Source organism: Rhodococcus sp. Ni2 (assembly GCF_021352185.1).
Classification (GTDB): Bacteria; Actinomycetota; Actinomycetes; order Mycobacteriales; family Mycobacteriaceae; genus Rhodococcus_F; species Rhodococcus_F qingshengii.
In genome coordinates this window covers 319,352-340,302 of sequence record NZ_WOXZ01000003.1, presented here as the reverse complement: position 1 = coordinate 340,302, position 20,951 = coordinate 319,352, and the positions used below count along the sequence as shown (strand labels likewise).

21 protein-coding genes are annotated in these 20,951 nt (G+C 63.6%); 12 read left to right on the top strand and 9 right to left on the bottom strand.

Translation table 11 applies throughout. The features are described from left to right. Positions 1-32: 32 nt before the first annotated feature. From GN300_RS28110 to GN300_RS28100, 3 genes are read left to right on the top strand one after another with little or no spacing between them, the layout of a single operon-like run. Complete coding sequence (locus tag GN300_RS28110) at positions 33-884, top strand: cytochrome c (RefSeq protein ID WP_003941682.1); 852 nt, start codon at positions 33-35, stop codon at positions 882-884. Continuing rightward, entirely contained in the window at positions 881-2,023 is a 1,143-nt protein-coding gene (locus tag GN300_RS28105; RefSeq protein WP_007730058.1) for a ubiquinol-cytochrome c reductase iron-sulfur subunit, read from the top strand. The genes GN300_RS28110 and GN300_RS28105 overlap by 4 nt, the downstream gene beginning before the upstream one ends. Before the next feature lie 59 nt (positions 2,024-2,082). Next, the gene (locus tag GN300_RS28100; protein ID WP_007730057.1) at positions 2,083-3,687 is read left to right on the top strand and encodes a cytochrome bc complex cytochrome b subunit; all 1,605 of its coding nucleotides are present in this window, start codon (positions 2,083-2,085) and stop codon (positions 3,685-3,687) included. A 149-nt stretch (positions 3,688-3,836) separates the two neighbouring features. On the opposite strand, the gene GN300_RS28095 is transcribed toward GN300_RS28100, so the two are convergent. Beyond that, complete coding sequence (locus tag GN300_RS28095; RefSeq protein ID WP_019748908.1) at positions 3,837-4,133, bottom strand: antibiotic biosynthesis monooxygenase; 297 nt, start codon at positions 4,131-4,133, stop codon at positions 3,837-3,839. 66 nt (positions 4,134-4,199) lie between these two features. Between GN300_RS28095 and GN300_RS28090 the strand changes: the two genes are divergently transcribed. Beyond that, on the top strand, positions 4,200-4,589 hold the full coding sequence (locus GN300_RS28090; protein ID WP_063316159.1) for a DUF3224 domain-containing protein: 390 nt from the start codon (positions 4,200-4,202) through the stop codon (positions 4,587-4,589). A gap of 109 nt (positions 4,590-4,698) precedes the next feature. Here GN300_RS28090 and GN300_RS28085 read toward each other — a convergent pair whose 3' ends face one another. After that, positions 4,699-5,115: a cytochrome c oxidase subunit 4 gene (locus tag GN300_RS28085; protein WP_003941723.1), complete on the bottom strand. Its 417-nt coding sequence runs from the start codon at positions 5,113-5,115 to the stop codon at positions 4,699-4,701. A 39-nt stretch (positions 5,116-5,154) separates the two neighbouring features. Continuing rightward, positions 5,155-6,219, bottom strand: coding sequence for a cytochrome c oxidase subunit II (locus GN300_RS28080; protein WP_063316160.1), 1,065 nt, complete (start codon positions 6,217-6,219; stop codon positions 5,155-5,157). 319 nt (positions 6,220-6,538) lie between these two features. Here GN300_RS28080 and asnB point away from each other — a divergent pair, with 319 nt between their 5' ends. Further along, positions 6,539-8,464 (top strand): asparagine synthase (glutamine-hydrolyzing), encoded by a 1,926-nt coding sequence (asnB, locus tag GN300_RS28075; protein ID WP_003941790.1) that lies wholly within the window; start codon positions 6,539-6,541, stop codon positions 8,462-8,464. 63 nt (positions 8,465-8,527) lie between these two features. On the opposite strand, the gene GN300_RS28070 is transcribed toward asnB, so the two are convergent. The 3 genes from GN300_RS28070 to GN300_RS28060 all read right to left on the bottom strand — a co-directional run bounded on the left by GN300_RS28070 (position 8,528) and on the right by GN300_RS28060 (position 11,270). Continuing rightward, the gene (locus GN300_RS28070) at positions 8,528-9,505 is read right to left on the bottom strand and encodes a carbohydrate kinase family protein (RefSeq protein ID WP_003941700.1); all 978 of its coding nucleotides are present in this window, start codon (positions 9,503-9,505) and stop codon (positions 8,528-8,530) included. Positions 9,506-9,701: 196 nt separating this feature from the next. Further along, complete coding sequence (locus GN300_RS28065; protein ID WP_007730053.1) at positions 9,702-10,052, bottom strand: iron-sulfur cluster assembly accessory protein; 351 nt, start codon at positions 10,050-10,052, stop codon at positions 9,702-9,704. A 150-nt stretch (positions 10,053-10,202) separates the two neighbouring features. Then, complete coding sequence (locus tag GN300_RS28060) at positions 10,203-11,270, bottom strand: glycerate kinase (RefSeq protein ID WP_063316161.1); 1,068 nt, start codon at positions 11,268-11,270, stop codon at positions 10,203-10,205. 134 nt (positions 11,271-11,404) lie between these two features. Here GN300_RS28060 and GN300_RS28055 point away from each other — a divergent pair, with 134 nt between their 5' ends. The 6 genes from GN300_RS28055 to GN300_RS28030 all read left to right on the top strand — a co-directional run bounded on the left by GN300_RS28055 (position 11,405) and on the right by GN300_RS28030 (position 16,519). Beyond that, complete coding sequence (locus GN300_RS28055; protein ID WP_007730051.1) at positions 11,405-12,061, top strand: DUF3043 domain-containing protein; 657 nt, start codon at positions 11,405-11,407, stop codon at positions 12,059-12,061. 2 nt (positions 12,062-12,063) lie between these two features. After that, on the top strand, positions 12,064-12,651 hold the full coding sequence (gene cobU, locus GN300_RS28050) for a bifunctional adenosylcobinamide kinase/adenosylcobinamide-phosphate guanylyltransferase (RefSeq protein ID WP_054828420.1): 588 nt from the start codon (positions 12,064-12,066) through the stop codon (positions 12,649-12,651). A gap of 23 nt (positions 12,652-12,674) precedes the next feature. Continuing rightward, entirely contained in the window at positions 12,675-13,820 is a 1,146-nt protein-coding gene (gene cobT, locus GN300_RS28045; protein WP_047270132.1) for a nicotinate-nucleotide--dimethylbenzimidazole phosphoribosyltransferase, read from the top strand. Positions 13,821-13,822: 2 nt separating this feature from the next. Further along, positions 13,823-14,590, top strand: a complete 768-nt coding sequence (locus tag GN300_RS28040) for an adenosylcobinamide-GDP ribazoletransferase (protein WP_082845758.1) — start codon at positions 13,823-13,825, stop codon at positions 14,588-14,590. Positions 14,591-14,599: 9 nt separating this feature from the next. Next, complete coding sequence (locus GN300_RS28035; protein WP_063316162.1) at positions 14,600-15,574, top strand: GlxA family transcriptional regulator; 975 nt, start codon at positions 14,600-14,602, stop codon at positions 15,572-15,574. A gap of 123 nt (positions 15,575-15,697) precedes the next feature. Continuing rightward, positions 15,698-16,519 carry a dienelactone hydrolase family protein gene (locus GN300_RS28030; RefSeq protein WP_082654849.1) on the top strand — a complete coding sequence of 274 codons (822 nt, stop codon included), beginning with the start codon at positions 15,698-15,700 and terminating at the stop codon, positions 16,517-16,519. Here the strand turns inward: GN300_RS28030 and GN300_RS28025 are convergent. Together GN300_RS28025 and gcvT are read right to left on the bottom strand one after the other, a co-directional pair. Then, positions 16,513-17,616: a branched-chain amino acid aminotransferase gene (locus GN300_RS28025; protein WP_003941766.1), complete on the bottom strand. Its 1,104-nt coding sequence runs from the start codon at positions 17,614-17,616 to the stop codon at positions 16,513-16,515. The two genes, GN300_RS28030 and GN300_RS28025, sit on opposite strands and share 7 nt — an antisense overlap. A 32-nt stretch (positions 17,617-17,648) precedes the next feature. Then, positions 17,649-18,749, bottom strand: coding sequence for a glycine cleavage system aminomethyltransferase GcvT (gcvT, locus tag GN300_RS28020; RefSeq protein WP_063316163.1), 1,101 nt, complete (start codon positions 18,747-18,749; stop codon positions 17,649-17,651). 158 nt (positions 18,750-18,907) lie between these two features. Between gcvT and GN300_RS28015 the strand changes: the two genes are divergently transcribed. After that, positions 18,908-20,425, top strand: coding sequence for a leucyl aminopeptidase (locus tag GN300_RS28015; RefSeq protein WP_063316164.1), 1,518 nt, complete (start codon positions 18,908-18,910; stop codon positions 20,423-20,425). 55 nt (positions 20,426-20,480) lie between these two features. Here the strand turns inward: GN300_RS28015 and GN300_RS28010 are convergent, their stop codons facing one another. Then, positions 20,481-20,831 carry a hypothetical protein gene (locus tag GN300_RS28010; RefSeq protein ID WP_003941713.1) on the bottom strand — a complete coding sequence of 117 codons (351 nt, stop codon included), beginning with the start codon at positions 20,829-20,831 and terminating at the stop codon, positions 20,481-20,483. Between the last annotated feature and the right edge of the window lie 120 nt (positions 20,832-20,951).

Sequence of the window (20,951 nt, the reverse complement as noted above, 5' to 3'; positions counted from 1 at the left end):
CAGTTCCGTCCCGACATACCAAAGGGATACAGATGAGTTCATCCCCCCCTCCCGCATCCGATAACTCAGCGAATGCCGCGAAGTCGCGTCGCCAGCGGAAAATCCGCCGGCGCGTCACTGGCGCGCTCGTATTGATGATGGGATTGATCAGCGCAGGTTTCCTCGCTTCGGCGTTGACACCAGCTCCGCAGGTTGCGACCGCCAGTGACGATTCAGCAGCCCTGATTCGTGAAGGCAAGCAGCTGTACGACACGTCATGCATCACGTGCCACGGCGCGAACTTGCAGGGCGTGCAGGACCGCGGTCCCAGCCTCATCGGCGTCGGCGAAGCAGCCGTGTACTTCCAGGTCTCCTCTGGTCGTATGCCGGCAGCTCGCAACGAGGCCCAGGCTGCACGCAAGGACCCCAAGTTCGATGCTGCGCAGACCGACGCCCTCGGCGCTTTCATCCAGGCCAACGGCGGCGGCCCGACGCTCATCCGCGACGAGAACGGCGAAATCGCCCAGTCCTCGCTGCGCGGTGGCGACGTCGGACGCGGCAGTGAGCTCTTCCGGCTCAACTGCGCGTCGTGCCACAACTTCACCGGCCGCGGTGGCGCACTGTCCTCGGGCAAGTACGCCCCGGTCCTGGATCCGGCCAGCGAGCAGCAGATCTACGCTGCCATGGTTACCGGTCCCCAGAACATGCCGAAGTTCTCGGATCGTCAGCTGACGATCGAGGAGAAGAAGGACATCATCGCCTACGTCAAGTCGTCGGGCGAGTCGAAGGACCCCGGTGGGTACGGGCTCGGTGGCCTCGGTCCGGCCTCTGAGGGTCTCGCCATGTGGGCCGTCGGAATCATCGCTGTCGTCGGTGCAGCATTGTGGATCGGAGCAAGGTCATGAGCGACGCTGGCCAGCATGGCGGCGATACGCCTAAGAAGTACACAGATGAAGAGCTCGACGCGATGTCACGCGACGACCTGGTCAAGCTGGGTACCAATCTCGATGGCGTCGATGTCGTCTACCGCCGTGATCGTTGGTCGGTAAAGGGCACCAGGGCGGAAAAGCGCGCCGAGCGCAACGTCGCCTTCTGGTTCGGCCTCGCCGGCGTTTCGGCGATCGCGTTCATCGCGATCTACCTGTTCTGGCCGTGGGAGTACGCAGGCGCCGGTGACGAGAACTACGGCAAGTACAGCCTGTACACCCCGCTGATCGGCTTGACCATGGGTCTGGCGATCCTCGGCGTCGGCATCGGTGCCGTTCAGTTCACCAAGAAGTTCATCCCCGAAGAGGTCTCGATCCAGGACCGCCACGACGGTGGTTCCACCGAGGTCGATCGTCGCACGATCGTCGCCGAGCTCGGCGACACCCTCGAGACGTCCACCCTCCCCCGCCGCAAGGCCATCAAGCGCAGCTTGATGTTCGGCGGCGGCGCACTCGGCGTCATGATGGTCATGCCCCTCGGCGGACTCATCAAGAACCCGTGGGCCAAGGGCGACGACTCACCTCTGTGGGTGTCCGGCTGGACCCCGAACTACCCGGGCGAGACCATCTACCTGCGTCGTGACACCGGCCGTCCCGAGGACATCGTCCTCGTTCGCCCGGAAGATCTCGATGCCGGTTCGATGGAAACGGTCTTCCCGTTCCGCGAGTCCGACCGTGGCGACGAGCACGCTCTGCTCGCAGCACTGCGCGGCATTCGTAACTCGGTGATGCTCATCCGCCTTCGCACGGAAGACACCGCGCGTGTCACCAAGCGTAAGGGCCAGGAAAGCTTCAACTACGGCGATTACTTCGCCTACTCGAAGATCTGCACCCACCTGGGTTGCCCCACCTCGCTCTACGAACAGCAGAGCAACCGTATTCTGTGCCCCTGCCACCAGTCGCAGTTCGACGCACTGACCTACGGCAAGCCGATCTTCGGTCCCGCTGCTCGCGCACTTCCGCAGTTGCCTATTACAGTGAACGAAGAGGGCTTCCTGGTCGCCGACGGTGACTTCATCGAAGCACTCGGCCCGGCATTTTGGGAGCGTCGACCGTGACCACAACAACAACCAAACCGTCCAAGATCAGCGCGGCAGCGGCTGGACAAGCGGAGGCTATGGACTCCCGCTACCACCTCGCCGCAGGCATGCGCCGGCAGATCAACAAGGTCTTCCCGACGCACTGGTCCTTCATGCTCGGCGAGATCGCGCTCTACAGCTTCGTGATCCTGCTGATCTCCGGTGTGTTCCTGACGCTGTTCTTCGATCCGTCGATGGCACACGTCGTCTACCAGGGCGCATACCAGCCGCTTCGCGGTGTCACGATGTCTCGCGCCTACGAGACGACCCTGAACATCTCCTTCGAGGTGCGCGGCGGTCTCTTCGTTCGCCAGATTCACCACTGGGCTGCACTGATGTTCGCGGCGTCGATCATCGTTCACCTCGCTCGCATCTTCTTCACCGGCGCCTTCCGTCGCCCACGTGAAGCGAACTGGGTCATCGGCTGCCTGCTGCTCATCCTGGCGATGTTCGAAGGCTTCTTCGGTTACACCATCCCCGACGACCTGCTCTCGGGCACCGGCCTCCGCGCCGCCTTCGGTGGTATCACGATGAGTATCCCGATCGTCGGTACCTGGATGCACTGGCTGATCTTCGACGGCGACTTCCCCGGCGACCTCATCATCCCGCGTCTCTACGTCGCTCACGTGCTGCTGTTCCCGGGCATCATCCTGGCTCTGATCGCCGGCCACCTCGCGTTGGTCTGGTACCAGAAGCACACGCAGTTCCCCGGCCCCGGCCGTACGGAACAGAACGTCGTCGGCGTCCGCATCCTCCCGGTCTTCGCGATGAAGGGTGGCGCGTTCTTCGCCATGACCTTCGGCGTGCTCGCACTGCTCGGTGGTCTGTTCCAGATCAACCCCGTGTGGAACATCGGTCCGTACAACCCGTCACAGGTCTCGGCAGGTTCCCAGCCCGATATCTACATGATGTGGACGGACGGCCTTGCTCGACTGTGGCCGGCGTGGGAGATCTACCTGTTCAACCGGTACACGATCCCTGCAGTGTTCGCCGTCGCCCTGATCATGGGCCTCGTCTTCGCACTGTTGATCGCGTACCCGTGGATCGAGAAGCGTCTCACCGGAGACGACGCTCACCACAACATCCTGCAGCGCCCGCGCGACGTGCCGGTCCGTACCGCTATCGGTGCGATGTCCATCGCGTTCTACCTGGTGCTCACGATCTCCTGCATCAACGACATCATCGCGTACCACCTGCACATCTCGCTGAACGCAATGACGTGGATCGGCCGTATCGGCATGGTCATCCTTCCGCCCATCGCGTACTTCGTGACGTACCGGTTCTGCATCGGCCTGCAGCGCAGTGACCGTGCAGTCCTCGAACACGGCATCGAGACCGGCATCATCAAGCGGATGCCGAACGGCCAGTACATCGAGATCCACCAGCCGCTCGGCCCCGTCGACGAGCACGGACACCCGATCCCGCTCGAGTACCAGGGTGCTGCTGTCCCGAAGAAGATGAACAAGCTCGGCCTCGCCGGCAAGCCCGGTAGCGGTAGCCTGATCACCGCTGACCCAGTCGAGGAGAGCGAGGCTCTCGAAGCCGCTCATCACGAAGCTGAGCACGAGCAGCTTCAGATCCTTCTGGACTACCAGAACCGAACCAACGGCAAGTCCGATGGTTCAAGTGGAGAACTCCACTAAGAACGTCAGTTGACCAGTGAGGCCCCGAACCGGATTCCGGTTCGGGGCCTCACTCGTTCTCTGAGCGATTCAGTATGGACAACCTCCAAGTGGGCACCACTCCCCCGGTTCGTCGTCTGAGCGCCGACAACAGCAGGCACTACGCTTTGCTAGACCTCGAGCACAGTCGAATAGTGCTCCACCGTCGGGAACGGCTCGTAGAAGTGATGGAGAAGTTCTCGCCACTTCTCGTATCCTGGCGACTTACGGAACCCGATGGTGTGTGACTCCACGTCTTCCCACTCGACCAGCAGGAGATATCGCTCCGGTGATTCCAGGCAGTGCGAGAGCCGCAGCCTGATGAATCCGGGAACCTCGGAGATGATGGTTCGGGCCACGTCGAATGCGGCCTCGAAACGCGCTGACTGCGACGGATCGACCTGCAGGACGGCATGTTCGAGAATCATCTACCGAGTGTTGCACGTTCTCGGGAGTCCCCTCGAGGCGTTGTCGCCTGGTGAGATACTCGGACCATGACATCCCATGCACGCGGCACCTTCGAGATCGATCTTCGCCCCGCCGATCCTGAGCTCTCCGGACGCGTCGGACGCTTCGAGTTCGACAAGACGTTCATCGGCGGCGTCGAAGGCACGTCGTCCGGACTGATGCTGTCCGCGGGCGATCCGACAGCCGGTGCAGCGGGCTATGTCGCTTTGGAGTTTGTCACGGGGCAGGTCGACGAAGCTGTGGGATCGTTCGCCCTGCAGCAGTTCGGTCAGATGATCGACGGAACGCAGAAGCTTCTGTACGAGATCGTGCCGGGGTCCGGAACCGGCGAGTTGAAGGGCATCTCAGGCACTCTCGAGCTGGAGGTCGTCGACGGTCTGCACCGCTACGACCTCGAATACTCGCTCCACGATTGACAGAGAGCGGTTGTTGACAGGCACCCTCCTACCACCGAAACTCACATAAACGACAACAGAGGCGCCGTACCCGGGTGGGTGCGGCGCCTCTGTTCGAGTGCGGGTGAAACTAGTGCTTCTCGGGTCCGGTGTAGTACTCGAACACCAGGCCTGCGGCTGCGGCGAGCACACAGACAACTGCGACTGCGATGAGCCACGGCTGGAAGTACGCCAGCGACACTGCCGCGAGTGCAGCAGCAGCGGCAAGCAGGATCGGCCAGAAGCTACCCGGGCTGAAGAAGCCCAGTTCTCCTGCACCATCCGAGATTTCAGCGTCGTCGTAGTCCTCGGGACGGGTGTCCAGACGACGGGCGACGAAGCGGAAGTAGGTACCCACGATGAGCGTCAGACCTGCAGACAGGACGATGGCCGTCAGTCCGGCCCACTCGATACCTGTGCGTGACAGAGCGGTGAACACTCCGTAGATGATCGCGACGAGAATGAAGAACATCGTCAGGATCTCGAAGAGCTTGGCTTCGATCTTCATATCAGCACTTGTCCTTGTTCAGTGAAGAGGCTGGCCGGCTCAGTTGCCTGCAGTGGCGACGGTTGCCTGACGGTACTCGCGGTCGGTGTTGAACGGCGTGGTCGACGTAGCCACCGGCGACTGACCGATTGCCTGCAGAGCCTCGGCGGTCGTCAGACCACCCTTGCCCTCCGCGTCACCCTTGCGCAGTTCGATGTACTTGGCGAAGTCCTCGGGCGAAACCGCACGAACCTCGAAGTTCATCATCGCGTGGAACGTGCCACACATTTCTGCACAACGCCCGACGAACGCGCCTTCCTTCTCGATCTCACTGATCTGGAAGATGTTGTCCGAGTGGTTCTCCTTGGGGTTCGGGAGAACGTCGCGCTTGAACAGGAACTCAGGCACCCAGAAAGCGTGAATGACGTCCGAGGAAGCAAGTTCGAACTGGATCCGCTTGCCGGTGGGCAGAACGAGGATCGGGATCTCCTGGCTGGAGCCGACGGTCTCGATCTTGTCGTAGTGCAGGTAGCTCAGGTCCTCGGTGCTGTTGCCGTGGATCGGGCCGGGGACGTCTTCCCCGTGTTCGTTCACGGTGGAACCCTCGGTCTTTGCAGCCTCTTCGGCCTCGACGTCGATTCCGTTGTACTTGGCGGAGCCGTCACCGAACTCGATGGAGCGGTAGCCGAACTTCCAGTTCCACTGGAAGGCCGTGACGTCTACGACGACGTCAGGATTGTCCGTCTTGTCCAGAACATGGTTCTGAACGATGACGGTGAAGTAGAAGAGAACCGCGATGATGACGAAGGGAACTGCCGTGTAACCGAGTTCGAGCGGCACGTTGTATGCCGTCTGACGCGGGAATTCCGGCGAGTCCTTCTTCTTGCGGTGGAAGATGACGGCCCAGAAGACCAGCCCCCACACCAGCACACCCATGACGAGGGCGGCTACAACCGACCACGTCCACAGCTCACGCATGCGCGTCGCCTCCGGGGTGATGCCCGAAGGCCACCCGAAACGAAGCACTTCGTTGTCGATGGAGCAACCCGACAGCAGCAAGGCAGCAATGCCCAGAGATACTGCCAGCCCCGCTCGCCGAAGGATCCGACCTTGCGCCACGTTCACGCCTTCCTGATCGCCACAAAATTCAACTAGGGCATGCCCGGAGGGAAGGCCCAATTACTACGCAGCGTAGACCAAAGCCGGGCGCTATCCATCCTCGGGTCCTCGCCCGTGTCGCGGCGGACGTCACACAGCTCTCTCAGGTGCTGCTCAGGAACGGCTCAGGTCGTTTCGGCGACGCACATCACGTCGATTCGTTCCGCCGCGATCGGCAGGGACGTCGATCTGCGGCATACTTTCGTCAAGAGTTCGTTGACCTCTCCCCGACACTCGTGTCCGGGAGCCTTCTGTACAAAAATTCTGAATCGAGGAACCGGACGCTGTGTGTGGACTGCTCGGGCTACTGACATCTGGCGGAACCAGCGAGGACGCCGTCTCGCGGGTCGACCAGGCGATGCATTGCCTTCGTCACCGCGGGCCGGACGAACACGGGACGTGGAACGACGATCACCTCGTCTTCGGGTTCAACCGCCTGGCGATCATTGACATCGCTCATTCCCACCAGCCGCTGCGTTGGGGCCCACCGGAGAACCCGGAGCGTTATGCGCTCACGTTCAACGGCGAGATCTACAACTACTTGGAGATCCGCGCCGAACTGGTCAAGGACCACGACGCCAAGTTCTTCACCGAGGGCGACTCCGAGGCCATCGTCGCTGCATTCCACTACTGGGGTGAGGACGCGGTCCGGCGCCTGCGCGGAATGTTCGCGTTCGCGATCTGGGACACCGACACACGCGAGCTGTTCATCGCGCGCGATCCATTCGGGATCAAGCCGCTGTTCATCGCGACCGGCGCCGGCGGCACCGCGTTCGGCAGCGAGAAGAAGAGCCTGCTCGAACTCACCGATCTGATCGGCATCGGTACCGAGCTGGATCCGCGTGCCATCGAGCACTACACCGTTCTGCAGTACGTACCGGAGCCGGAAACACTGCACAAGCAGATCCGACGCCTGGAGTCGGGCAGCTTCGCTCGGGTGCGTCCGGGCGAGGAGCCCACGTTCACGCGGTATTTCACGCCGAAGTTCCCGGCCAAGCCTTTTGCACCTGGCACCGAGAAGGCGCGCTACCAGGAAATCGCCGAGGCACTCGAGGATTCGGTCGCCAAGCACATGCGCGCCGACGTCACCGTCGGTTCGTTCTTGTCCGGTGGTATCGACTCCACGGCGATCGCGGCGCTGGCGATGCGCCACAACCCCAACCTGATCACCTTCACGACCGGTTTCGAACGTGAGGGCTATTCCGAGGTCGACGTCGCTGCAGAATCTGCCGCAGCGATCGGCGCGAAGCACGTCGTCAAGGTGGTCTCCCCCGCCGAGTTCGCCGCTGCCATTCCCGAGATCGTCTGGTACCTCGACGACCCGGTAGCCGATCCGGCATTGATTCCGCTGTGGTTCATCGCGAAGGAAGCGCGCAAGCACGTCAAGGTCGTGCTGTCCGGCGAGGGTGCCGACGAGCTGTTCGGCGGCTACACGATCTACCGTGAGCCGTTGTCGCTCAAGCCTTTCGAGTACCTCCCCAAGGGACTGCGTCGGGCTGCCGGCAAGTTGTCCGAACGCATCCCGGACGGCACTCGTGGCAAGAGTCTGCTCAACCGCGGTTCCTTGACGCTCGAGGAGCGCTACTACGGAAATGCTCGTAGCTTCAACGACGCTCAGCTCCGCGCCGTCCTGCGCGATTTCCGCCCCGAGTGGACTCACCAGGACGTCACTGCGCCGATCTACGCGCAGTCACGGGACTGGGATCCGGTTGCGCGGATGCAGCATCTCGACCTGTTCACCTGGCTGCGCGGCGACATCCTCGTCAAGGCAGACAAGATGACGATGGCCAACTCGCTGGAACTGCGTGTGCCGTTCCTCGATCCCGAGGTCTTCGACGTCGCGTCACGCGTACCGCTCGATCAGAAGATCACGAAGGACACAACCAAGTACGCACTGCGCCAGGCCCTGGAAGGCATTGTGCCGCACCATGTTCTGCACCGTGCGAAGCTCGGATTCCCGGTTCCCCTACGCCACTGGCTGCGCGGCACCGAACTCTTCGACTGGGCACATCTGCAGATCGAGGAGTCGGGTACCGACCACATCTTCGACAAGCAGGCCGTCGTGAAGATGCTCAACGATCACCGCGAGGGCGTGTCCGACCACAGCCGACGCCTGTGGACCGTCCTGACCTTCATGGTCTGGCACGGAATCTTCGTGGAGAAGCGCATCGTGCCGCAGATCCAGGAACCGGTGTACCCGGTCAATATCTAGGCCTTCGGCCCCGTGAGCGGTTAGGGAGTCTCCGGACTCCTCAACCACTCACGGGGCGGAGCCCTACTTCGGCAGGATCGTCGCGATCTCGTCCGCTGCCGCGCTGCCGTATGCGTCGGTAAGGCGCTTGAGTGCCTCGTCGCGATTGAACACCCACTCCTGCGTTCCCACGGTCTCGAGAATCAACACAGCGACCAAAGATCCCAACTGTGCAGCACGCTCGAAGCTCAGACCGGCGCCGTGTGCGAGCAGGAACCCGGCGCGGAAGCCGTCACCAACGCCCGTCGGATCCACCTTGCCGGTCTCGGGCACTACGTCGACGCGCACCCAATTACCTTCGGCGTCAACAATTTCCACACCCTTGGAGCCGAGGGTGGTGACACGGATGCCGACCTGCGCGCGGATCTCTTCCTCGCTCAGACCAGTCTTCTGCTGAAGCAGACCCCACTCGTACTCGTTGGTGAACAAGTACTTCGCGCCGTGAATGAGCGCCTTGGCCTCGTCACCGGACAGGCGGGCAAGCTGCTGCGACGGATCCGCTGCAAACGGAATCCCGAGCAGACGGCATTCGTCGGTATGGCGAACCATGGCCTCGGGGTCGTTGGCGCCGATCAGCACCAACTCGACTGCGCCCGCAGTCTTGGCCACTGCCGCGAGTTCGATCTCGCGAGCCTCGCTCATCGCACCGGGGTAGAACGACGCGATCTGCGCCATGTCCTCGTCGGTGGTGCACACGAAACGCGCCGTATGTGCCTTGTCCGAGATACGGACCGCGCTGCAGTCGACGCCGTTGTCCTCGAGCCACGTGCGGTACTCGGCGAAGTCGGCACCGACTGCGCCGACGAGTAGCGGGGACCCACCGAGCACGCCCATGGCGTAAGCGATGTTGCCGCCGACACCACCGCGGCGAATCACGAGATCGTCGACCAGGAAACTCAGCGAAACGTGGGCGAGCTGATCGGCGAGGAGCTGATCGGCGAAGCGGCCGGGGAAGCGCATCAAGTGGTCGGTGGCGATGGAACCGGTTACCGCAATAGTCACGGATCGTGGCCTTTCAGCGAAGTGAGTACAAGAATGAAAGAGGAGCAAAAGTTCACGTTACCGCCCGTAGCGCCGTCATCGGCGCCCGAGCTGTCGGATCGGAACGGTCTACGTACGAGTCACCACAAACAACTGACGCGAAACCGAATGTCGGTTCCGCGTCAGTTGTTCGTGAATTGAGTTGTGATCGACAGACTCAGTTGAACGAGTCACCGCAGGCGCAGGAGCCTGTTGCATTGGGGTTGTCGATCGAGAAGCCCTGCTGCTCGATGGTGTCGAGGAAGTCGATGGACGCACCTTCGACGTACGGCGCGCTCATCCGGTCGACAACCAGGTTGACGCCGTTGAAGTCGACAGTGAGGTCACCGTCGAGCGTGCGGTCGTCGAAGAACAGCTGGTACTTCAGTCCGGCACAGCCGCCGGGCTGCACTGCAATACGCAGCGCGAGGTCGTCGCGACCCTCCTGATCGAAGAGTGCCTTCGCCTTGGCGGACGCGGCCTCGGTCATCTTGACGCCGTGGGTGGCGGTCTCGTTCTGCACAGTCATGGGCTCTCCCTAATGTTCGTACCAACCCGTGAACGCTTCAACGGTACGCCGCTGCCGACTTATTCCCGCCAGTCCTTTACCGGGTGCGATTCGTCTTCATCCTATCCGGTCTTCCAGACACGGCAACGGCGCGTCGACGCTTGTGGATCCTCACCTCCGGACGCCGCGCCAGAAGTTCCACTCGCGTGCCGTGTGTTCGGCGAGTCCCTCGAGACACGCCGACGCTTCCTCCATCGCACGTTCCACCGACCCGGCGAAATCCGTCACCGACTTCGCCGCGACTATCGAGGTCGACGCATAGTCCGCCTCGTCGAGCGTCACCTGGCCGGCAAAGACGAGCGTCGGAACGCCGTGCGCTGCCCCCGCCGAAGCGAGCGTTGTGACTAGTTTGCCGCGCAGAGATTGGTGGTCGAACTTGCCTTCGCCCGTGATCACCAGGTCAGCGGAAGCCAGTAGCGCGGCCTGTCCGGTGCGATCCGCGACGACGTCGGCCCCGGATCGCCGCTGTGCACCGAGCGCAAAGAGCGCGGCACCGATACCACCCGCGGCGCCGGCACCCGGAAAATCCGACACTCGTTTTCCGGTGGCGGACTCCAACTGTTCGGCCCATCTCGCGTTCCGCGCTTCGAGGACAGCGACGGCTTCGGCGTCGGCGCCCTTTTGCGGGCCGAACACCGCTGCCGCACCGTGCTCGCCGAGAAGTACGTGTTCTACGTCGGTGGCGGCGACCAACTGAGTGCCTGCCGTAGCCGCCGCTGCAACCTCCAGGCCGCCCAGCGCCTCCACCAGTCCACGTCCCCCGTCGGTGCAGCAACTCCCACCGAGTCCGACGACAACCGTCCTCACGCCTGCCTCGAGCGCGACAGCGATCAGCTCTCCCACACCGCGACTGTGCGCGGCGAGTGCGGTGTCCCGCGTCGGCAGACCTCCGAGCAGGCCGAGCCCGACGGCCTCGGCGGACTCGATGTACGCCGTGTCCGAATCGAACAGCCACGTGGCGTCGACGGCGGCGGTCAAAGGCCCGGACACCCGTGCAGTCCGGATGTCGCCCCCGGCCGTGGCCAAGACGTCGACGAATCCCGGACCACCGTCGGATTGTGGCGCGGTGACGACGTCGTCTTCGGGTCGGCCACGTCGCCAACCGGCAGAAATGGATTCGGCCGCTTCGACGGCCGTCAACGTCTCACCGAACGAATCTGGAGCAACTATTACCCGCATAGACGAAGTCTAAGAGTCCCGAATGACCCCGATGTTTCACGATCTCGCGCGTTTCAGTGCCTCGGGCGATCGGGTTTTTCAGAAAGACCGAGGTCGGTTTCCCAGACCGTGCACTTATCCAATAGCCTGGAGGTGTGAAATTGCTACGCCGCGGTGACTCAGACAACTCCGACAAACGTGACGTCGAGGGCACTGAGGCATCCTCGGCCTCCGAAGAGGCGCCCATCGAGCAGGTGGGCAAGGGCCGCCCCACACCCAAGCGTCGTGACGCCGAGGCGAAGAGGCGTGGCCCCGTTGCCCCTGCCCCGCTGACCGCGAAGGAAGCCCGCGCCCGCCGCAAGGCGACCCGCGGCTCCAAGGAGGACCGCAAGGCCGAAGCCGCCGAGCGTCGCGCATCGTCGGCAGACCGCCGCGCCCGCATGCTCGCCGGCGAGGACAAGTACCTGCTCCCCCGCGACAAGGGACCGGTTCGCGCCTACGTCCGTGATTTCATCGACGCTCGCCGCAACCTCGTCGGGCTGTTCATGCCGCTCGCGTTGATCCTCATCATGACCATGTTCGTCACGCCCGCGCTCCAGCAGATCGTCACACTGGCAATGCTCGTGATGATGCTCTTCATGGTCGGTGAAGGCATCTGGCTCGGTCGCATGATCAACAACCGCGTCGCCGAGCGCTTCCCCGACAGCACCGACGGCGGCTTCAAGCTCGGCTGGTACGCGTTCGTTCGCGCGTCGCAGATCCGCAAGCTGCGCGCACCGAAGCCTCGTGTGGGGCCGGGCGACGCAATCTGAGCGTGACGAACACGTATAGAACTTTGGTCCTCGGCGGCGCGCGGTCTGGTAAGTCCGCGCACGCCGAGGATTTGGTTTGTGGAGGCCACTTACCCGAAAGTTCGGCACCGATCCGGTATCTGGCGACAGCCAGACGTGATGTCTCCGACGCAGACTGGGAGAGCCGGATCGACCAGCACCGCAACAGGCGGCCTTCCCATTGGTCGACTGTCGAAACCGCAGATGCCGGCGATCTCGCGGCGCAGCTCGAAAGCGATTCACACACAGCGACGTTGGTCGACGATCTGGGAACGTGGCTGACCACGGAACTCGATCGGCAAGGCGCCTGGGACGCACCGCGCGGCACCGTCACGCCCGCTGCGGACAGCCTGGTCGCCAGTGTCGAGAACTATCGCGGACACCTGGTGCTGGTCAGCCCCGAAGTGGGTTTGGCCGTCATCCCCGAGACGCGGTCCGGACGATTGTTCCGCGACGAGATCGGCACTCTCAACGCTCGTATCGCGGCGGTGTGCGATCGTGTCGTACTAGTGGTTGCAGGGTTACCGCTCATCTTGAAAGATACTGCTGCACAACCGGAAGGCACGATGTGAGTACCGAGGCCAATCCAGGGGCCATTTCAGGGGCGAATCCAGATGCCAACCCTGACGTCGCGCCAGTCAGTAGCGCCGACTTCGAACCCGTCACCCCGCCCGACCGCGAGGTGCGAGCGCAGGCCGATGCGCGTCAGCGTGATCTGACCAAGCCGGCCGGTTCGCTGGGCCGACTGGAGGCTCTCGCCGGCTGGGCATCAGCCTGCCAAGGAGTTTGTCCCCCACACGCTTTCGCTCGGCCTCGCGTCGTCGTGTTCGCGGGTGATCACGGAATCGCCCGCAACGGCGTCTCCGCCTATCCGCCGGAAGTGACCGCACAGATGGTCGCCAACTTCCTCGGGGGCGGCGCGGCGGTCAACGTCCTCGCCGAGGTTGCCGGCGCCACGGTACGCGTCGTCGACATCGCAGTGGACGGCGATACCGATCCGTCCGTCTCGAACCACAAGGTGCGCAGGTCTTCCGGGTCCATCGACCGCGAAGACGCCATGTCGAACGAGGAAACCCTTCAGGCCATCGCCGCCGGCCGAGCGATCGCGGACGAGGAAATCGACGGGGGCGCAGATCTCCTCATCGCCGGCGACATGGGCATCGGCAATACGACGCCCGCAACCGTACTCATCGCCGCACTCACGGACAGTGAACCCGTCGCGGTCGTGGGTCGAGGTACCGGTATCGACGACGCCGGATGGATCCGCAAGACCGCAGCGATTCGCGACGCTCTCCGGCGTGCCCGTCCGCACGTTCGCGACACAGTCGCGCTGCTGCGCACGTCTTCGGGTGCCGACCTCGCCGCGATGGCCGGCTTTCTGGCCCAGGCAGCTTCGCGTCGCACGCCGGTGATCCTCGACGGCGTAGTGGTCACCGCAGCCGCCATGGTTGCCGACGAACTGGCTTTCGGCGCACGTGAATGGTGGGTCGCCGGACACCGCTCCACCGAACCCGCCCACACCATCGCATTGACCCGCATGGGTCTCGACCCGATCGTCGAGTTCGACATGCGTCTCGGTGAAGGTTCAGGCGCAGTCACAGCGCTCCCGATTCTTCAGGGCGCAGTGGCAATCCTGGGCAAGATGGCGACATTCTCCGAAGCCGGTGTCAGCACTCAGGGCAGCGCACCTGTCGACGAACCCGAGTCGATCGACCTGACCAAGACCGATACGGCGGAGTGAGCGTGGCGGGCCCGCTGTCCGGAGTGCCGCTGGCCTTCTCGTGGCTGACGGTCCTTCCGGTTCGTGGTCCCTCCGACATCGATCGAACTGCCGGCCGTCGCGCCATCGCCGCAGCTCCGCTCACCGGGATCGCTCTCGGCATTGCCGCGACGTTTCTGCTCTGGGGCACAACCAGTATCGGCCTGAATCCCTATCTCGCAGGCTTGCTGACGGTCGGTGCGCTCGCTCTCGGGACACGCGGGATGCACGTGGACGGACTGGCAGACTCCGTCGACGGACTGGGTTGTTACGGTCCACCGGAGCGCGCCCGCGAGGTCATGCACAGCGGCGGTGCCGGACCGTTCGGGGTCGCGGCGCTGTTCATCTTCCTTGGGCTGCAATCGGTCTCCTTCGGCGTCCTCGCTGTTGCCGACTCCCCCACGCAGTGGATCGCCGTTCTCGTATCTGTCGCTGCGGGTCGTGTGGCCGTCGTTTTTGCCTGCCGCCGAGGTATTCTCGCGTCTGGCCCGAGCGGATTCGGTGCGCTCGTCGCCGATTCACAACCGTTGTGGGCCGCAATCGTGTGGTCGGTTCCGCTGATCGCCGCTTCCGGCTTTGCCACCGACCGGTGGTGGCTCGGCCCTCTCGTGACCGCGTCGGCGCTGGTGATCAGTGTGCTGTGCGTGCGTCACTGCGTCCGTAGATTCGGCGGACTCAACGGAGACGTTCTCGGATTCGCACTCGAACTCACTGTGACGCTTACGGCCGTCGGCCTCACTCTCGGACTGTGATCCGACGTCGTGCGAGTAGGTGTCCTTGCGTACGAAGGTTGCCTCGCGGCCGAGATCTTCGTTTTCACCGACCTTCTCCTGATCGCCAATCGCGTCGCTGATGGAGCGCCCGCCGACCCCTTCGAGGTATCGGTCATCGCAGCGTCCGGCACGCCCGTCGTTGCGGCAGGTGGATTTTCGCTCGGCGTGCAGGAGGGGCATCACGACATCGATCACCTGGTTGTGCCGGGGTTCGAACTCGTGCCGTCCGAAGACCCTGCGACGCGTTTGTCGCTGTGGGACAGAGAAATCGAGTTCATCCGTGCGTGCGAGGCGCGCGGCGTTCGAGTGTCGTCGGTCTGCGTCGGCGCGTATCTGCTGGGCGAGGCGGGACTGCTCGACGGACGCCGATGTACGACGTCGTGGCTGTACGGTGCGGACCTCGCAAGTCGTTACCCCGGTGCGACGGTTCGAACCGACTCGTTGATCGTCCAGGACGACGGCGTCACCACCACTGCTGCGTTCACCGCCGCGCTCGACCTCGCAACAGCACTCGTGCGCGAGCATGTCGGCGACAAGATTGCGCGTACGACCGCAAGAATTACGCTGGCGCCCGAAAACCGAACCAGTCAAGCTCCGTACATCCTCGACTCGATGCTGCCCGCCAAACACACACAGTTTGCCGACGACGTCGGAAGGTGGCTGGTCGAACGGATGGCGGAACCTTACGACTTGGATCTGCTGTCGAGTGCTTTTCACCTCAGCACCCGAACCATGCTTCGGAAGTTCAAGGACGAGACCGGGGAATCGCCGCGCAGTTATCTGCAGCGTGCACGGATCCGAAAAGCTAAACGGTTGTTGGAATCGACCGACTGGTCTCTCGGAAAGATCCTGGGGCACATCGGCTATCAGGATCCTGGAACCTTCCGTCGCCTGTTCACCGACCGCGTCGGCATCAGCCCGGCCGACTACCGAAAGCGATTCCGCAACGGCGGCGCCGGATAGGTGCGAGGCGAGCCCGCCCGAAAACATGGCGAACCGCCCTCTTCTGTAGTCGATCCCGCGCCGAAAGACTGTGCAGAGGAATTGTTTCGACTACTGAGAGGGCTCACCGTGCCGAACCGGAGCATGACCGAAGACGATCCGCTCGAAGACTTCGACCGTCGAACGATCACCATCGACGCAGTGGCGAAGTCCGTGTACGTGGCCGGCACCGGTCCCGCAGTAATCGTCATGCCGGAGATGCCGGGCATCAGCCCGCATGTAGCGCGATTCGCCCGCTGGGTGCGCGACGCCGGTTTCACTGTCTTCGTTCCGTCACTGTTCGGGCACGACGGCGCGGTCCCCACAGTGAACGAGGGGCTGACGGTGTTCAAGAGAGCCTGCGTCAGTGCAGAATTCCGCGCCCTCGCTGCCAACGAACCGAGTCCGGCGGTCCGTTGGCTGCGTTCACTCGCCGCTTCCGCCCATGAGGAGAGCGGCGGACCTGGCGTAGGCGTGATCGGAATGTGCTTCACCGGTAACTTCGCGTTGTCGATGATGCTCGAACCCTCGGTCATCGCGCCGGTTCTCGCCCAACCGTCGTTACCGCTCGATCGACCGGACGAAACCGACAGCGGGCCCGAAGAACTCGAAGCCGTGCGCTCGAGACTCGAGGCCGAAGACCTCACGGTGCTTGCATACCGCTTTCGAGGTGACTCGTTCTGCCGCGCACAACGATTCGCCGCCTATTCGAAGGCCTTGGGCGAGCGCTTCGTCGGGAAGGTACTACCCGACGAAGCGGCCAACGCGACAACGTCGCCGTTCTTCGAACACGTCATTGCCAATCCACACAGCGTGGTGACGGCTCATCTCGTCGACGAGGCGGGATCGCCCACCACCGTCGCACGAGACGAGATTCTGCAGTTCTTCCGGGAGCGATTGCTCGCGGAACGAACCAGCGATCAGTGAAGTTTCGTCATCCAGCCGTGGGTGTCGGCGAAGGTTCCGCGCTGGATACCCGTCAGGGTGTCGCGCAGTGCCATCGTCACCTCACCCGGCTCGCCGTCGGCGATGGTGAACTCGCCCTCGGCGGACTTGACGCGTCCGACGGGGGTGATGACTGCTGCTGTGCCGCAAGCGAAGACCTCGGTGATTTCACCGCTCTTGCACTTGGTGCGCCATTCGTCGGTGCTGATCTTGCGCTCCTCGACGGCGAAACCGGAATCGGCGGCAAGGGCGAGCAACGAGTTGCGCGTGATGCCTGGCAACAACGAACCGGACAGCGACGGCGTCACGAGGCGAGCGTCGGGGCCCGAGCCGAAGACGAAGAACAGGTTCATTCCACCCATTTCCTCGACGTACGTGCGCTCGATGGCGTCGAGCCAGACCACCTGGTCGCAACCCTCGTCGGCGGCTTGCGCCTGGGCGAGGAGTGAAGCGGCGTAGTTGCCGGCGAACTTGGCCGCGCCGGTACCACCGGGGGCCGCGCGAACGTATTCGGTGGACAGCCACACACTGACCGGCTTGACGCCGCGCGGGAAGTACGCACCGGCAGGCGAGGCAATCAGCAGGTAGCGGTACTCGTCGGCGGGACGGACACCGAGTCCGGCTTCGGTGGAGAACATGAACGGACGGAGGTAGAGCGCGTCCTCGCCACCGGCTGCGGGAACCCAGTCGAGATCGACGTCGATCAGTTCGGTGATGGAATCGATGAACATCTGCGACGGGAGCTCCGGCATGGCCAGACGGCGCGCAGATGCCGCGAAACGCTCGGCGTTGGCCTCGACGCGGAACGAGCTGATCTCGCCACCCGGCTGACGGTATGCCTTGAGGCCCTCGAAGATGGCCTGTCCGTAGTGCAAAACCATTGCGGCCGGATCGAGCTCGATGTTTCCGTACGGCAACACCTGGGCGTCGTGCCAGCCCTTGCCCGCGGTGTAGTCGATCGAGACCATGTGGTCGGTGAAGTGCCGCCCGAAGCCGGGCGCCGCCAAAATGTCACGGCGCTCGGCGTCGGACTTCGGGGACGAGCTCTGAACACGAACGAAATCGGCGGCACCTGTCATGGGCGCAATCCTATCGAACGTGAAAAAGCTCTCTACTTGGTGTTGGTCTCCACGAACGGAGGAGACACCACGACGCACCGAAGAGCACGACCACGGACGTCGACTTCGATCTCGTCGCCGGCCGAGACATTGGCACCGGAATCGAGGAGCGCCAACGCAATTCCCACTTTGAGCGAGGGCGAAAACGTCCCCGAGGTGGTCTCGCCGATTGCCTCGCCGTCACGCAGAACACCGAGGCCGGCACGAAGCACGCCGCGATCGAGAGCCTTGATCCCCCAGAGTTTGCGAGCCGGGCCGGCAGCCTTCTCGTCGGTCAAGGTCTCTTTGCCCCAGAATGTCGGCTTCTTCCAACCGATCGCCCATCCGCAGCGCGCTTCGAGCGGAGAAATCTCGAGCGAAAGCTCATGCCCGTGCAGCGGATACCCCATCTCGGTACGAAGAGTGTCACGGGCGCCGAGTCCGGCGGCCTGCCCACCCTCGGCGCGCACTGCCTCGAGAAGCGCGCGGAACAACGGCTCGCTGTCGTCCCACCGCGGCAGGAGTTCGTAGCCGACCTCACCGGTGTAACCGCTGCGGCACACACGAACAGGCACGCCGTTCCATTCCGCATCTTCGTACGCCATGTACTCGATCTCGGTGGGAAGTCCCAGAGCGGTCAGAACCGCCACCGATTTCGGACCCTGCACAGCCAGCACACCGTAGGCACGATGCTGATCCTCGACGGTGATTCCGTCCGGTGCCACAGCGACCAGAGCCGCAACGACGTCCGCGGTATTGGCTGCGTTCGGGACGAGGAAGATCTCGTCGTCGCTGACGTAGTACGCAATGAGGTCGTCGATGACACCACCGGACTCGTTGCAGCACAACGTGTACTGAGCCTTACCCGGCCCGATCTTGTTCAGGTCGTTGGTCAGTGCGCAGTTCACGAATTCCGCGGCGCCCGCGCCACGCACGACGGCCTTGCCGAGGTGACTGACGTCGAAGAGTCCGACATTCTCACGCACAGAGGTGTGTTCGGCCACGACGCCGGCGTACGAAACCGGCATCTGCCACCCCCCGAACGGCGCGAACGTCGCGCCGAGTTCGACGTGGACGGGGTGGATCGGGCCCTGCAACAGTTGTTCGTCGGTCATGGCCCACAACCTATCGGACTTCGCCGATCGAAACATGTCCGCAGCGAGAGCTCACCCGGCCGTGACGATCGCCCGTCCGCAAACTGCAAAGGGCCTAACATCGACTCAGGCATCCGCCAGAACCGGACGCATCGCACACTCACCTCACAGGAGACACCTTGAGCACTCGCACAGCCCGATCGTTGGGACCCGACCTCGTTCTCGCCGGCACAGTCGCCAAGCGCGCAGAGATACTGGTCGTCGGTCTGACGTCGGGTCCGGACGGCCCCGAAATCGCACTCAGCGAAGGCATCGTCGCCGAAGACGTACTCGCCGAGATCCTCGACAGCCTCATCGCCGTCGGCGCCACCGGCAAGCCCGAGCAGCTCACTCGTGTCCCGGCACCGAGCGAACTGTCGTTCACCAGCGTTCTCGCCGTCGGACTCGGCTCTGCCGACAAGCTCGGCAGCGAGCAGATCCGTAAGTCCGCCGGCGCCGCAGCTCGCTCGTTGTCCGGCATCGACACCGTCGCAACCACGCTCTCGATCCTCGACCTCGGTGCAGCCGCTGAGGGATTTGCGTTGGGCGCGTACAGCTTCACCGAATTCAAGTCGTCCATGACGGCTCCCGGTCCCGATTCGCAGCCACTGGCCCGCGTCGAACTTCTGGTGCCGTCGCCGCGCACGAAGGAGACCAAAGCGACGCTGGCACGGTCGGCTGCCATCGCCGAGGCCGTCGCCACCGCACGCGAGTTCGTCAACACTCCCCCGAGCCACCTCTACCCCGCCGAGTTCGCCGCGCGCGCGAAGGCACTGGGCGTCGAGGCCGGGCTCACCGTCCAGGTTCTCGACGAGAAGGCACTCGAGAAGGGTGGCTACGGCGGAATCATCGGCGTCGGCAAGGGCTCGTCACGCCAGCCGCGTCTCGTCCGCCTCGAATACGCGTCGAAGAAGCGTGGTGCCCGCAAGGTCGCACTGGTGGGTAAGGGCATCACCTTCGACACCGGCGGAATCTCCATCAAGCCCGCCGCCGGTATGGAGAACATGACCTCGGACATGGGCGGCGCCGCAGCCGTCATCTCCACCGTCGTGCTTGCCGCCAAGCTCGGCCTGCCCGTCAACGTCGTCGCATACGTACCGATGGCCGAGAACATGCCGTCCGCGACCGCCCAGCGTCCCGGCGACGTGCTGACCCAGTACGGCGGAATCACCATCGAGGTCGTCAACACCGACGCCGAGGGCCGTTTGATTCTTGCCGACGCGATGGTTCGCGCGGGTGAGGACGATCCCGACTACATGATCGACACCGCCACCCTCACCGGTGCGCAGATGGTCGCGCTCGGCAACCGCACCCCCGGAGTCATGGGCACCGACGAGTTCCGTGACCGCGTCGCCTCCATCTCGCAGAGCGTCGGCGAGAACGGCTGGGCCATGCCGCTGCCGGAGGAATTGCGCGGAGATCTCGACTCCAAGGTCGCCGACATGGCCAATGTCACCCCGCACCGCTGGGGCGGCATGCTGGTCGCAGCTCACTACCTCAAGGAATTCGTTCCCGAGGGTGTCCAGTGGGCGCACATCGACGTCGCGGGTCCTGCCTACAACACGTCAGGGCCGTGGGGTTACACCGGCAAGGGCGGTACCGGCGTTCCCGTTCGCACGATGATCTCGGTCCTGGAGGACATCGCGGTAAACGGCTGACCCCTTGCTGTGCGCCTTTATTAACCCCCCGCGGTTAATAAAGGCGCACAGCAGTTCAGGCGCCGTCGCGTAATTCCTGCTCTCGGGCTCGCTTGCGTTCGATTCGCTTACGTTCGTCGTGATCGCGCATACGCTGCGGATATCCCGTCTTGCGGACGTCGTAGACCGGGATCTTCAGGTCTTGTCCCAATTTGCGGGCGCCACGTTCGCCGCCGACACGACGACGAGTCCACTCCCCGTCCTTCGCAACCAGGACGACGGTCACCTCGGTCACCGTCGTCTGCGGTTCCACATAGGCTTCGACGCCTTCGTGCGAGTGCGCCCAATTCGCCAGATGATCCGCATCACTCTGCGCTGCGGCCTGAGCCGCACTCGGCGGACGCTTGAAACGATCGAACAGTCCCACGGTCGTACCCTCCTCGGTACCGACGCCGCGGATGCACCCCGGCGATATGTCAAGTTTGCCAGGCGATGTCCGTTGTGCCTGCGCACGACATACCGTTTGGTCCGCTTACGACGTTACAGC